Source organism: Methylobacterium dankookense (assembly GCF_902141855.1).
Classification (GTDB): domain Bacteria; phylum Pseudomonadota; class Alphaproteobacteria; order Rhizobiales; family Beijerinckiaceae; genus Methylobacterium; species Methylobacterium dankookense.
On record NZ_CABFVH010000009.1, the window covers coordinates 39,141 to 53,015 of the forward strand.

Annotated in this window: 9 protein-coding genes; 3 read left to right on the forward strand and 6 right to left on the reverse strand. The window is 74.5% G+C overall.

Going from position 1 to position 13,875, the window contains the following annotated elements; translation table 11 throughout:
- Positions 1-4: 4 nt before the first annotated feature.
- From mdoH to MTDSW087_RS09810, 3 genes are all read right to left on the reverse strand, one after another.
- A complete protein-coding gene (gene mdoH / locus MTDSW087_RS09800) occupies positions 5-2,188 on the reverse strand; it encodes a glucans biosynthesis glucosyltransferase MdoH (protein WP_280525261.1) in 2,184 nt (727 codons plus the stop codon).
- A gap of 112 nt (positions 2,189-2,300) precedes the next feature.
- The gene (locus tag MTDSW087_RS09805; RefSeq protein WP_144763256.1) at positions 2,301-2,630 is read right to left on the reverse strand and encodes a hypothetical protein; all 330 of its coding nucleotides are present in this window, start codon (positions 2,628-2,630) and stop codon (positions 2,301-2,303) included.
- 168 nt (positions 2,631-2,798) lie between these two features.
- Complete coding sequence (locus MTDSW087_RS09810) at positions 2,799-3,179, reverse strand: DUF6481 family protein (protein WP_144763258.1); 381 nt, start codon at positions 3,177-3,179, stop codon at positions 2,799-2,801.
- Between the two features lie 844 nt (positions 3,180-4,023).
- Here MTDSW087_RS09810 and MTDSW087_RS09815 point away from each other — a divergent pair.
- The gene (locus MTDSW087_RS09815) at positions 4,024-5,943 is read left to right on the forward strand and encodes an autotransporter assembly complex protein TamA (protein ID WP_238179329.1); all 1,920 of its coding nucleotides are present in this window, start codon (positions 4,024-4,026) and stop codon (positions 5,941-5,943) included.
- 215 nt (positions 5,944-6,158) lie between these two features.
- On the forward strand, positions 6,159-10,529 hold the full coding sequence (locus MTDSW087_RS09820) for a translocation/assembly module TamB domain-containing protein (protein WP_444543589.1): 4,371 nt from the start codon (positions 6,159-6,161) through the stop codon (positions 10,527-10,529).
- Between the two features lie 28 nt (positions 10,530-10,557).
- Here the strand turns inward: MTDSW087_RS09820 and MTDSW087_RS09825 are convergent, their stop codons facing one another.
- Positions 10,558-10,812, reverse strand: coding sequence for a hypothetical protein (locus MTDSW087_RS09825; protein WP_144763260.1), 255 nt, complete (start codon positions 10,810-10,812; stop codon positions 10,558-10,560).
- Between the two features lie 159 nt (positions 10,813-10,971).
- On the opposite strand from MTDSW087_RS09825, the gene MTDSW087_RS09830 reads away from it, so the two are divergent.
- Entirely contained in the window at positions 10,972-11,247 is a 276-nt protein-coding gene (locus MTDSW087_RS09830; protein ID WP_144763262.1) for a hypothetical protein, read from the forward strand.
- 136 nt (positions 11,248-11,383) lie between these two features.
- On the opposite strand, the gene MTDSW087_RS09835 is transcribed toward MTDSW087_RS09830, so the two are convergent.
- Together MTDSW087_RS09835 and MTDSW087_RS09840 are read right to left on the reverse strand one after the other, a co-directional pair.
- Positions 11,384-12,313 carry an AEC family transporter gene (locus MTDSW087_RS09835; protein ID WP_144763264.1) on the reverse strand — a complete coding sequence of 310 codons (930 nt, stop codon included), beginning with the start codon at positions 12,311-12,313 and terminating at the stop codon, positions 11,384-11,386.
- Positions 12,314-12,511: 198 nt separating this feature from the next.
- Positions 12,512-13,588, reverse strand: a complete 1,077-nt coding sequence (locus MTDSW087_RS09840) for an acyltransferase family protein (RefSeq protein ID WP_186383796.1) — start codon at positions 13,586-13,588, stop codon at positions 12,512-12,514.
- Between the last annotated feature and the right edge of the window lie 287 nt (positions 13,589-13,875).

Consider the following 13,875-nt stretch of genomic DNA (forward strand, 5'->3'; position numbering starts at 1 on the left):
ATCCTCAGGCCCGCGCCGGCTCGCCCGGGCCGAGCCGCGCGAGCCGGTCGAGCAGGGCGCGGTCGTGCAGCAGCGCCATGCGCTCCTTCGGGCCGAGCCAGGCGGCGACCTCGTCCAGCGTCTCCGCCTCCACCACCTTGGCCTGGGCCAGCGTGTGGTCGGGGTCGATCCGCCCGCGCGGGCGGGGGGCGGCCGGCGGCAGCATCCGGGCATGGGCCGCGGCGAGGCCCGCATCGGCGTGGAGCGCCCGCAGGGAATCGGCCTCGTCGAGGCCGGCTTCCGCGTTGCGGGCGGCGAGCGCCCCGGCGCGGAGCGCGATCGCGGGCGGGTCGCGCTCCTCCGGCGTCGTCAGCAGGCCGCGGCTCTTGAGGGCGAGGCCGAAGCCGAGCTGGCCGCTCGCCCAGGAGATCGGGATCGCGAGGACGAGGCCGAGGATCGTCGGCGACATCCAGAGGAAGAGCGAGGTGGCGATCGCGAAGGCCGCGATCCCGGAGACGAGGCCGAGCAGGGTGTGCCAGCGGTGGCGGGCGACGATGGCGCGCCAGGGGATCGAGCCGTCGTCGCGCCGCTGCGGGTTCCAGCCGGTGTCGCGCCCGAGCAGGATGCCGGCGACCGAGCCCGACTGGATCACCATGGCGACCGGCGCCAGCAGAGCCGAGAGCAGGATCTCGAGGAGGCAGGAGGCCACGAGCCGTCCGGCTCCGCCGCAGGCCCGGCGCACGCCCGCATCGAGGAGCGCGAGGATCAGGCCGAGGCCTTTCGGGGCGAGCAGGATGCCCATGGTCAGCCCGAAGAGCTGCAGGGCGCGCACGGGGTCGAAGCGCGGGAAGACGGGGTAGAGGGCGAGCCCCTGCGCGAAATATTCGGGCTTCACATAGGCCGTCTGCAGGGCGAGCGCGATGCCGACCACGAGCTGGAGCAGCCAGAACGGCGAGGCGAGGTAGCCGGCGATGCCGGTCGCGAAATGCTGGCGCGAGGCGAAGTGCAGGCCGGCCGCGCCGATGATGCGGCTGTGCTGGAGGTTGCCCTGCGCCCAGCGCCGGTCGCGCACGGCGACGTCGATCAGCGAGGGCGGGCTCTCCTCGTAGGAGCCGGGCAGGGTCGGCAGCATGGTGACGTCCCAGCCGGCGCGCCGGATCAGGGCCGCCTCCACGAAGTCGTGGCTGAGCACGTGGCCGCCGAAGGGCGGGCGGCCGGGCAGGTCGGGCAGGCCGCAGGATTGCGCGAAGGCGCGCGTCCGGATGATCGCGTTGTGGCCCCAGTAATTGCCGTCGCGGCCCGACCAGTGGCTCAGGCCCGTGGCGATGACCGGCCCGTAGATCCGCGCGGCGAATTGCTGGACCCGGGCGAAGAGCGTGTTGCGGTTGATGATGAGCGGCAGCGACTGGATGATGCCGGCATCCGGGTCCGCCTCCATCGCCGCGGCGAGCCGCACCACGCAGTCGCCGGAGAGCAGGCTGTCGGCGTCGAGGACCAGCATGTGGTCGTAGGCCCCGCCCCAGCGGGTGACGAAGTCGGCGATGTTGCCGGCCTTGCGGTGGTGGTTCTTCGGCCGGTGTCGGTAATAGAGCCGCGCCCCGGGCCCGAGCCTTTCCCGCAGCGCCAGGAAGGCGCGCTCCTCGGCGATCCAGGCATCCCCTTGCGTCGAATCGGAGAGCACGAACCAGTCGAACTGCGCGCCGAGGCCCGTCTCCGCGACGGCCTCGTGCATCGCCTCGATCCCGGCGAAGGTGCGCGCGGTCGCCTCGTTGTAGACGGGCATCAGGATCGCGGTGCGGGCCGAGAGCCGCTCCGGCGCCGCCGGCAGCGCGGGGCGGCGCAGCAGCACGAGGAAGCCGAGCACGGCGCTGGTGAAGGCCAGGGCGATCCACGAGAAGGTCAGCACGAAGAGCGCGACGAGGACGAGCTGGAGCAGGGTCGGGCTGCCCGACACCGAGACCGTCTCGTACATCTGCCAGCCGCCATAGGCGGTGAGGGCGAGCGCGCCCCCGAAGACGAAGAGGCGGGCGGCGACGGGGGGCCGGCGGCGCCGCAGCGGCCGGCGCACGGTGCCCCGGTCGAAGCGCGCGAGGTCCTGCACCGGCATCGGCAGCGGCGCCTCCGGCGGCATCGCGGGGGCGAGGTCGTGCGCGAGATCCGGCGCGTCGGCATCGGACGGGGCGGGGCGGGTGGTGTCGTCGATGCGCACGGCGGGCCGGGATCCTCGGATGGTCGGGCAGGAACGCTTGCGGGGCCTGTTTAGGCGCATGCGCCCCGGAAATGCACCTGCGTCCCTGACGGCTTCCTGACCGGAGCCGCTTCTAGGGCAGCACCCAGAGGCAGCCGCCCGACGACACGGCGAGGCACTCGTAGGGCGCGCCGCCGACCATGGCTCGGCGCTCGACGGTGCCGATCGCCTCGCGCGGCACCAGCCGGCAGCCCGCCTGGGCGGAGGCCTGCGCGGCGGCCCGCGCCCGGTCCTCGTGCACGGAGGCCGCGAGCTGGCGCAGGGCCACGAGGCTGTCGCAGGCCGCGACCTGCTCCTGTTCGAGGGCCCGCGCGGGCAGCGCCGGGGCGGCCGTCAGCAGGAAGCCGGACAGGGATGCGGGCAGGGATCCGAGGATCCGGCCGGCGCGGCTGCGTGGACGCATGGACGTCTCCTCCGCTCTTGGAGATGGGAACCCCGGAGATGGGCCGGGCCCGGCCGCCGGCAACGGAGGGCCTGAACGCGACGACGCCGCCCGCTCGGGGGAGCGGGCGGCGTCGTCGAGGACCGTCGAGGCCGCCGGATCTCGCCCGGCGGCGCTCGGGTCAGCGCGTCAGCGCTTCACCTTGGCCTTGGCCTTGCGGGCGGCGTAGCGCGCGTCGCGCGCCTCCTTCTTGGCGTTGAGCTCGGCGGCCTTGCGCTCCTGCGTGGCCTGCAGCTCGGCCTGCTCGCGGGCGATCTGGGCGGCGAGCTCCGCCTCCTCGCGCTCGCGCTTCTCCGTCGCGGCCTTCAGTTCCGCGGCGACGCGGGCAGCCTCGCGCTCGCGGGTGCGCTCGTCACGGGCACGGGAGATCTCGGCGCGGGCCTTGGCCTTCGCGATCACCTCCGGGTCGTCGGAGGGGGGACGGGCCTTGAACTTTGCCAAGAGAGCGGCCTTGGCGTTGGCGGAGTTCTGACGGCGGTCGTCGAAGTTCCTGTAGTCGAATGCGCTCATATGGCCTTTCTCATGGCGTGGTCGTTCGCGTTTCCCGGCGGATCCGGCCCCTTCAGGGCCGGGCCGGACATGAAGGGGCGACCCTCGACGGACGGTCTAGGGCCGCGCGCGCGGCGGGACGGGGTGGCAATGGCCGAAGGCTCCGCCCAATGCAACCGAAGCAGGCGCCGAAAGCGCCGCCTTCGCTGACATTTGCCGCCATTCTCTCGAAAGTTCTCTCCAAGGGATGCCGAAATGTCTCAGGCAGCCTCGAGATCTGGAGCCGCACTGACCCGGAACGGGATGAAGCGCGGCCTCGTCTGGTGATCCGTCACATAGGATCTTCCCGCCCCCGCGGCAAGGCCGAAGCCGCCCCGGGACCCCGCGCGGGCGGCCGGGGCGCCATGCGCCGCCGCCATATGAGGCGGCTCCGGCCTCCACAGGCCCCTGTGGAGAGGGGGGTGGATGACGGGCGGATCCGGGGTGGATCGGGGGCCCGGCACGGCCCGCCGGGAGCCTCAAGGTTGTCGGATCCGGCCGGCGCGGCTACGCTCGGGCGATCGCGGGTGGGAGGCCTGCGGCGGATCCGCGGGGCGTTTCCCCCGGTCCCGGCCTCCCGGTCGCGGCCCGTCCGCGGCGCTTTCCGAGCCGCGCCGTGCCGACACCTGAAGCGGGGGGCTTCAACCATGACCGATACCGCCAGGGGCATGCGGTCGATTCCGGCGTGAGGGTGCCGCCGCCCCGGTGCGGCCGCTCTCCCGTGGCGCCGGTCCGCCGCGGGCGCGTTCCCGCGCGGCTGTCCGCGAGACCGTCTTCGATCCAGTCCCGGATCCCGGCGCGCTGGGCGCTCGCCGCCGGGCTCGCCCTGTCCGGCCCGCTCTCCTGCCCGGGCCCGGCCGCGGCCTTCGACCTGTTCGGCTGGTTCGGCGAGAAGGAGGAGCCGCTGGCGCCCTCCGCCACGGCGCTGCCCTACGCGGTGAAGTTCCGCGGCGCGGACGACGACGCGCTCGTCACCGCCCTGCAGGACGCCTCCTCCCTGCACAAGCTCCGCCGCGAGCCGCCGCCGGACGGGGAGGGGCTGGTGCGCCGGGCCGAGGCCGATCTCCGCCGCCTGCCCGAGGCGCTCGAAGGCTCCGGCTACTATGCCGGCCGCGTCGCGGTCCGGGTCGGGGAGGTGACGCTGTCGGGCGAGGCCTCGCTGCTGGCCGCCTCCCGCGCCGCCGAGCGCGACCGGGCGCGGGCCCTCGTCCCCGTCAAGGTCGCGGTCGATCCGGGGCCGCTCTACCAGCTCCGCCGGATCGGCGTGCGCGACCGGGCCGGGCGACCGCTCCCCCCGGAGCTGCTGCCCGAGCGCCTGACCCGGGTCGATCCCGACACGCCGGCCCGCTCGGCCGCGGTGCTCGCCCGCGAGGCGGCGATCGTCGACCGGCTGCGGGCGCAAGGCCATCCCTTCGCCAAGGTGGTGTCGCGCGATCCCGTGGTGGACGACGCGGCGCAGGCGATGGACGTGACCTTCACCGTCGATCCCGGCCCCGTCGCGGGAATCGGCGCCGTCACCGTGCGCGGCACGCAGGGGCTCGACCCGGCGGTGGTGCGCTCCTTCATCTACACGGAGCCGGGCGATCCCTACTCGCCGAAGGCGCTGACCGACATGCGCAAGGCGCTCACCAAGGTCGAGGCGCTGGGCTCGGTGCGCATCCGCGAGGGCGAGGCGCTCGACGCCGACGGCAACCTGCCGATCTTCGTGGACGTCACCGAGCGGCCGACCAACCTGTTCGGCATCTCGGCCCGCTATTCCACGGTGGACGGGCCGGGCGTGCGCGCGACCTATTCCAACCGCAACCTGTTCGGCGGGGGCGAGACGCTGCGGGTCGACGCCGACCTCTCCTATCTCGGCAACGACCTCTACGCGACGCAGCGCAAGCTCGCCGGCATCGATTCGAACGGGCTCGGCGGGCGGCTCCAGGCGACCTTCGTGAAGCCCGCCCTCTGGGGCACCCGCAACGACCTCGTGGCGAGCGCCTTCGCGGGCCGCGAGGCGCAGCAGAGCTACGTCGTGGACGGGGGCGGGGCGACTTTGGGCATCCGCCACCGCTTCTCGGACACCTTCTTCGCGCAGGTGAACCTGGACGGGCAGGCCGGCCGCTCGCAGGACGCGCTCGGCAAGGTCGATTACCGCCTGATCGGGCTCGGCGCCTCGCTCTCCTACGATTCCACCGACAGCCTGCTCGACCCGACCAAGGGCATCCGCCTCACGGCCTCGGCGACGCCCTATGCCGGCTTCCTCGGCTCCGACCCGTCGATCTTCGTGGCGAAGGCGCAGGGCTCGGCCTATTACGCGCTCGACGACGACGGCTGGTACGTGCTCGCCGGCCGCCTCGGCTTCGGCTCGATCTCGGGGGCGCGCCTCGACGAGATCCCGGCCAATATCCGTTTCTTCGCGGGTGGCGGCGGCTCGGTGCGCGGCTTCCCCTACCGCACGCTGGGCCCGCGCGGGCCCTTCAACCTGCCGGTGGGCGGGCGGAGCCTCCTGGAGGCCTCGCTGGAGGCCCGCATCAAGGTCACCGACACGATCGGCGTGGTGCCCTTCTTCGACGCCGGCACGGCCTTCGCCGGAGAGCTGCCGGACTTCGACGAGCGCATCCGGTCGGCGGTGGGACTGGGGCTTCGCTACTACACCGCCATCGGCCCGATCCGCGTGGACCTCGCCTTCCCCCTCGACCGCATCAAGGGCAACCGCGAGCGCCCGGTGGCGCTCTACATCAGCCTGGGGCAGGCGTTCTGATGCGGGCGATCGGACGCTTCCGGCACGAACGCCCCCCCTCTCCCCGCCCGAAGTCGGGCCTGTCCGACTTCGGTCTCATGGTGCCGATCTCGGGCAAGCCCGAGATCGGGCGGGGAGCGGGGCGAGCCCCCCTTGTCTGGGGCGAGCCAGGCGGTAGCGACGGTGAGGGGGCGGCTCCCGAAAAGGCTCTTTCGTCGAAGCCCCCTCACCGTCGCCTGCCGGCTCGCTCTGCCGACGACAGGGTCGGCAGAGCCCTCTCCCCGCGTGCGGGGAGAGGGGGACACCGCGTCCTCGTCGCGTGCGTCATCCTCACCCTGTCCGGCCCGGTCACGCTCACCCGCGCCGCCGACGAGGCCGAGAAATCCGTGCTCGGCGGGATCCTGTCGAAGGCGCTCTCCACGCCCGCCTCGCGGGTCTCGATCGGCGCGGTCGACGGCGCGCTCTCCTCGGACGCCACCATCCGCGACGTGGCGATCAGCGACCGCGACGGCGTCTGGCTGCGGCTCGACCGGGCCCGCATCGTCTGGCGCCGCCTCGCCCTGCTCTCCGGGCGGCTCGAGGTGGACAGCCTGGAGGTCGGGCGGATCGAGGTGCTGCGCCGCCCGGTCCCCGCCGCCGCCCAGCCCGTGGAGGAGCCCGACGGCACCCTGCTGCCGGACCTGCCGGTGAAGGTCGAGGTCAAGGCCTTCCGCCTCGACGCCCTCGATCTCGGCGAGGCCATCGCCGGCCAGGCGGCGCGGCTCACGGCGAGCGGCAGGGTCAAGCTCGGCAACCCGGCCGAGGGGCTCGACCTCGATCTCGGCGTGCGCCGGCTCGATGCGGGCGGCCAGTTCGCGGCCCGCCTCCTGTTCGTGCCGAAAGGCGAGCGGCTGGAGGTGAAGACCACGCTGACCGAGCCCGCGGGCGGCCTGCTCTCGAAGGGGTTGAGCGTGCCGGGCGAGCCGCCGATCACCCTCGACCTCGACGGGCGCGGCACCCTCGACGCCTGGAACGCCCGCCTCGATTTCGACGCGGGCGCGGGCGTCGGCGCCAAGGGCGGGGCGAAGATCTCGCGGATCGGGGCCGAGCGGCGCCTCTCCCTCGATCTCGCCGCCCGCGTCGAGGGCCTGCTGCCGGGCCCCGCCGCCGCGGTGTTCTCCGGCACGACCAAGCTCGAAGGCGGCCTGCGCATCGCCGATAGCGGCGCGCTCACCCTCGACCGGCTGGAGCTCGCCTCCCGCACCGCGCGGCTGGAGGCGAAAGGCACCCTCGACGCGCAGCGCAACGCCGACGTCCTCGTCCAGGCCCGCGCCGTGCCGACCGAGGGCGGCGTCACCAAGGCCGACCGGGCCGAGATCGCGAGCCTCGTCTTCGACGGCAGCCTCAAAGGCCCGCTCGCCCGCCCGCGCGCGCTCGGAACCCTGCGCGCCGCGGGGCTTCGCGCCGCCGATAGTGCCCTCGACCGGATCGAGGCGAACCTGAAGGCCGAGCCCGCCGACGCCAACCGCTTCGCGCTCGCGGCCGACGCCAAGGTCGAGGGCCTGCGGCTCGCCGACCCCGCCCTGCAGCGGGCGATCGGCGGGCGCGCCGGGCTCACCTTCGCGGGGGTGGTCGAGCCCGACAATACGCTCAGCGTCGCGACGCTCACCGTGGAGGCGCCGACGCTGAAGGCGGGCTATGCCGGCCGCATCGGGCGCAACACGCTGACCGGCACGGTGGAGGGCGCGCTGCCCGACCTCGCGGTCTTCTCCGGCCTCGCCGGGCGCGCGCTGGCGGGCGGGCTCGACGGGACGGCGAAGCTCGGCGGCGACCCCGCGCGCAAGGCGGTCTCCGCCGAGATCGACCTGCGCGCCCACGACCTCGCTCTGTCCGAGCCCCGCCTCGACCGGCTGCTCGGCGCGGCGCCGCGCCTCACCGGGCGCCTCGCCACGCTCTATGACGGCTACGGCTTCGAGGGCGTGCGGCTGGAGGGCGCGCGCATGATCGCGCGGCTGGAGGGCCAGGCCACCGCCCGCCTCGCCGATGCCCGCGCCGCGATCGACCTCAAGGACCTCGCCGCCCTCGACCCGCGCCTCGGCGGCCGGGCGAGCCTCTCGGGCCGCCTCTCCGGCACCCTGCTGCGGCCCGACATCGCCGCCCTGGTCGATGCGCGGGAGGCCTCGGCCCTCGGCCGCCCGGTGCGCGATCTGCGCGCCGAGGCCGTGCTGAAGGACGCGCTCGGGAGCCCCGACGGCCGCGTGACGCTCGCCGGCAGCGTCGGCGGCAAGGCGCTTTCCGGCAGCCTGCACCTCGCCCAGGGCGGGGGCGACTGGGTGCTCGACCGGCTCGCCCTCTCCCTCGGCTCGGCGAGCCTCACCGGCCAGGCCCGGCTCGGCATCGCCGGAAACCTCGCCGAGAGCCGCGCCGAGGGCGCGCTCGCCCTCCGCGCCGCCGACCTCGACGACCTCTCGCCCCTGGCGCTGACGCGGCTGGGCGGCAGCCTGGAAGCCGACCTCAGCCTCGCCCGCCCGGGCGGGCGGCAGGACGCCGCGCTTCGCGCCCGGGCCGCCGCGCTCCGGGCCGGGGAGATCGGCCTCGCCCGGCTCGACGCGAACCTCACCGGCCGCGACCTTGCCGGCGCGCCGCGGATCGACGGGCATGTGGAGGCCGACCGGCTGGTCGCCGCGGGCGAGAGCCTCGACACGGTGCGCCTCACCGCCGTCGGCGGGGCCGAGGCGAGCGACGTGACGCTGAAGGCCAAGGCCCGCGGCTTCGACCTCGACGGCGCCGCCCGCCTCGTCGCCGGGCCGCCCCTGCGGGTCGCGCTGCAGCGCTTCTCCGCCGCCCGCGGGGCCGACCGGCTCGCGCTCGCCGCCCCCGCCACCTTGACCTTCGCCGACGGCGCCGTCGCGATCGATTCGCTTGCGGTCGCAGCCGGCTCCGGCCGGCTGACGCTCGCCGGCAAGGCCGGGCGCGACGCCATCGACCTGCAGCTCGGCATCAAGGCCCTGCCGCTGGCGCTCGCCCGCATCGCGAGCCCGAAGCTGGCGCTCTCCGGCACCCTCGACGGCGAGGCGAGCCTGCACGGCCCCCCGGAGCGCCCGGAGGGCCGCTACGCCTTCAGCCTCGCGAAGGCGGTGACGCCGGAGACCCGCAAGGCCGGCCTGCCGCCGGTGGAGGCGCGGGCCTCGGGCACCCTGTCGGAGGGCCGCATCGGCCTCGACGGGCGGGTCAGCGCCGGCCGCGGCGTGGACCTCGTGCTCGGCGGCTCCCTGCCGGCCGAGACGGGCGGCGCCCTGGCGCTCACCGCCCGCGGCAGCCTCGACCTCGCCCTCGCCAACAGCCTGCTCGCGGCCGGCGGCCAGCGCGTGACGGGCCGCGTCGCGGTGGATGCCCGGGTCGGCGGCACGCTCGCCGCGCCGAGGGCCGAGGGCTCGGCCACGCTCGCCGGCGGCAGCTTCACCGACCCGCTCCAGGGCATCCGGCTGACGAATATCGAGGGCCGCGCCACCGGGCAGGGCGACAGCGTGGTGCTGGAGCGCCTCTCCGCCGCCACCCGCAACGGCGGGACCCTGCGCGCCGCCGGCCAGGTCGCGCTGCGGCCGGGCCAGGGCTTCCCGGGCTCGCTGCGGATCACGGGGCAGGGGGCGGAGCTGGTCTCGAGCCCCCTCGTCACGGCGGTGGCGGGGCTCGACCTCGCGCTCTCAGGGCCGCTCGCCGAGCGCCCGAAGGTGACGGGGCGCATCGACCTCGTCTCCGTCGACGTCACGGTGCCGGACCGCCTGCCCGCCACGGTGCAGCCGCTGCCCGGCATCCGCCGGGTCAACACCACGCCGGAGGTGCGCGCGCGCCTGGCGAGCCGGGCCCAGCCGCGGGCCGCCGCGCAGGGAGCGGGCCGCGGCCGGAAAGCCGCTACGCCCTTCGACGCCACGCTCGACGTGCGGGTGGAGGCGCCGAACCGCATCTTCGTGCGCGGGCGCGGCATCGACGCGGAGCTCGGCGGCGCCTTACGCCTCACCGGCTCCTCGCGGGACCCGGTGGCGGCCGGCGCCTTCGATCTGCGCCGCGGCCGGCTCGCGGTGATCGGCCAGCGCCTCGACTTCACCCGCGGGCGCCTGACCTTCGGCGGCGAGTTGACCCGGCCCGACCTCGACTTCCTGGCCGAGACCAAGGCCAGCGAGATCACCGCCCGCATCGCCGTGACGGGGCCGGCCAACCAGCCCGCCTTCGAGATCTCCTCGGAGCCGTCCCTGCCGCAGGACGAGGTGCTCTCGCGGCTGCTGTTCAAGAAGGCCTCGGGCAGCCTGTCGCCGTTCCAGGCGCTCCAGCTCGCCCAGGCCGTCTCCCAGCTCTCCGGCGGCGCCGGAGGGCCGGACGTGTTCGAGGCGACGCGCAAGGGCCTCGGCCTCGACAGCCTCGACGTCTCCACCGGCACCAGCGGCAGCCCGGCGGTCGGCGCCTCGCGCTACCTCTCGGACCGGCTCAGCGTGGGCGTGAAGGCCGGCGCCAAGCCCGCCGACACGGCCGCCACCGTCGATTACGACGTGACCCGCCGCGTGAAGGTGCAGGGCGAGGCCGGCAGCGACGGCCGCACCAGCCTCGGCGTCGGGGCGGAGTGGGAGTGGTAGGCGGGACGGGCCGCCGCGGCTGTGCGCCCTATCCGTCTCGCGGGCGGGATGATCGATGCACGGCCTCCGCGTCGCCCCCGCGCAAGCCGTACCGGTCCGGCTCGCCGGCGGCCCGGGCGAGCTGCGCTCCGAGGTCCTGGGCGAGGTGGCGGGGCAGGAGGAGCACGATCCCGCCCGAATCCGCGCCGCGCAGGGTGACCGCCACGGTGTCGCCACCGTCGATCGGCGCCACGTCGCCCAGGCTTCTGGCGGCGACCACGAACGGCCTGGAACCCTCGTCCATTCTCGCGACCTGATCGAAGAGATACGTGACGATACAACTCATACGAGCAATATCCTTATCCCAGGTGAAGAGCCCGGCCCGGTGCCCCGGGCCGCGGCCCGTGCCATGCTGCGGGACCGGGCTGCGAGACCGGACCAGGAGGCGCCCATGGAGGATCCGATGCCGCAATCCCGGAGCACCGCCGCCGAGGCCCTCGCCGCCAAGCGGGCGGAGATCGCCGCCGCCGTCGCCGCCCTGGAGGGGCTCGGCGACCCGGCCGGGCACGGGCCGGAGGCGCGCCGGGCGCTCGACGCGCGGGTTGAGGCGCTGATCGCGGGGCAGGGGGCGCCTCCGGAGGCGGACGGCCTGCGGCGCTGCCTCGCCGAGTACCGCGACCTCGCCGACACCCGGCTCGCCGAGCAGGGCGAGGTCTTCGCGCCGCAGGACGACGCCTGATCCAGGCCGGCGACCGCGCCCGGTCAGGGCTTCGAAAGGGATCATCCCTTTCGCGGGTCCAGGGCGGAGCCCTGGAAGACCTCGGGGCTTTGCCCCGAGACCCCACCAAAGGGACTTGTCCCTTCGGGATCCCGGATCAGGCCGCCAAGGCGAGGTAGGCCGAGACCGTGGCGACCGAGAGGATCGTGGAGAGGAGGATCGTGTCCGCGGTCACCGCCGCCTCGCGCCGGTAGAACTCCGCCAGCATGAAGGGGCCCGTCCCGGTGGGCAGGGCGGCCATCAGCACCGCCGTGTGCAGCAGGACCGGGGGCAGGCCGAGCGCGCGGCCGAGGGCCCAGGTCAGGACCGGGTGCGCCACCAGCTTCAGGCCGACGAGGATCGCGGTGGTGCCGCGCCCGGCGGGGGCGCCGCGCGCCTGCGCCAGGAACAGGCCGAGCGCCACCAGGGCGCAGGGCGAGGCCGCCCCGCCGAGGAGCTTGAGGAAGGTCCCCGCCGGCCCCGGCACGCCGAGGCCTGAGGCGCCGTAGAGCCCGCCCGCCAGCGGCGCCAGCAGGAGCGGGTTGCGCGCCAGCGCCCCCGCCACCCGGCCGACCAGGGCGCGGCCTCCCGCGCCCGCCCGCAAACCGGCCTCGATCAGCACGATCGCCCCGGCAAAGACGAGGCAGACCGTGAGGATGACGGCGATGGTGGTCGGCGCCAGCGCCTCGTGCCCGAGCGCCACCAGGGCGACGGGGAAGCCCATGAAGCCCGTGTTCGGGTAGCCCGCATTCAGCCCGTCGATGGCCGCGTCGGGCAGCGGCCGTCCCTCCGCCCGGCGCCAGACCACGGTGAGGCCGAGCATGGCGAGGCTCGACAGGCCGAAGGCCGCGATGAAGCCCGGCTGCCAGATCTGCGACCAGGCCGCGTTCGCCATCACGTCGAAGAGCAAGGCGGGGAGCGCGAGGTAGACGACGAAGCGGTTCAGCTCGCCCGTCGCCTGCGGCCCGAGCAGGCCGGTGCGCCGCGCGAGCCAGCCCGCGAGGATCAGCGCGAAGATCGGCAGCACGACCAGGAGCGTCGCGAGCATGGGGTGCAGGAGCCCGTCGGTGATGGAGTGACCGGTGCTCTAGAACAGCATCCGGTCAGGCTGGGAAAGGGCTCGCAGCGATTGGCCGCCCGGCGCTGAGAGCCGTTCCCGATCGCGTTGCCATCGGGAACGGCTCTCAGTCGTTGTTTTGACGCGCTCTCTTTCGCCGAACCGGCATCCCCTTCGGCGGAGAGCGCTCTAGCGCACGCCGCTGGCCTGAAGCGGCGACAGGGCCCCCTCAGGATGCGCCTCGGCCGCAGCCGGAGATCGTGCCGCCCAGGCGCGCCGGATCGCGCGTTGCGCCGGAACCTCGACCGTCGCGCGGACGAGGGTGGACAGCAGGACGACGATGGCGAGGGCTGCGGCGATGGCCGCGCCGGCCGGCCAGCGCGCCGCCTCGAGATGCCGGATGATCGCGAATCCGAGGATCTGGTGCAGGAGATAGAGCGGGTACGAGATCGTGCCCAGGAACACGAGCGGGGCCCGGCCGAGCCAGCGCAGCCGCCCGGTCGCGGCAGCCCAGACCGCCCCGGTGAAGGCGAGGACCAGACAGACGTAGCCGATCCGCCCCAGCCCGCCCTGATCGGCGAAGGGCCCGTGCGCCGTCAGGCCGAGGGCGGCGACGAAGGTCGCGAGGCCCAGGATCCCCAGATGCCCGGCGACGAGGCGGGACAGCAGCGCCCCGATGATGAACAGGTCGACCAGGGGCAGGTAGAGCAGGACCGCCGTGTTCACCATGTCGGTCTGCAGCCAGGAGCTGCTCAGGACGGCCGCCGCCAGCCAGATCGTGCAGGCGAGCTCCATGTTCCGCCGGAAGCACAGGCCGGCCAGGGCGTAGAAGCTCACCTCGAAGCAGAGCGTCCAGTGCGACGGATCGATCGGCGGGAGCTGAAAGATCGGGGACAGCATGGTCAGGCCGGCCAAAGCCGAGACCGGCGCCACGGCGAGGGGATTGGGGCCGCCGAGGGCCATGACCGCGAGGGTGAGGCCGCAGCAGACCAGGAAGGCGGGATACAGCCGCGCCACCCGGTTGACGATGAAATCTCCGAGCGTGGGCGTCCGCTGCAAGGTCTCCGTGATGACGAAGCCGCTGAGGATGAAGAACAGCTCCACGCCGAAATGCCCGGCGGTGAACAGAGGCACGGCAGCGTTGTGCGGCCCGACGCGGACTTCGTAGCCGAAGCCGTAATGGTGCAGCACGACCGCGAGTGCAGCCAGTCCCCTCAGGGCGTCGAGCGAGAGATTGCGCCCGGCACTACGCGGATCGGTCGTCATCAACGCGTGCGTCCCCGGGAGCGCTCTTACAGCCGAAGTGGAGATCGGTCCGGCGCAAGTCGAGCGCGCCGGAACGACGGTCCGGCGTCGGCCCCGACTGCGGCACAACCGGGAACCACTCCGGCTCGACATCCGCATTGCGCGGATATTTCCTTAAGGAACGGTCATCCTATTCGACGAGGATGTCCGGAACCCCACGCCTGACCACAGGATCGGCCCCCCCGGGGCGGCGCGCTACGATCCGGAACCATCAAACAGCCGTATTTTCGCAGGCTAACGGACCTCTG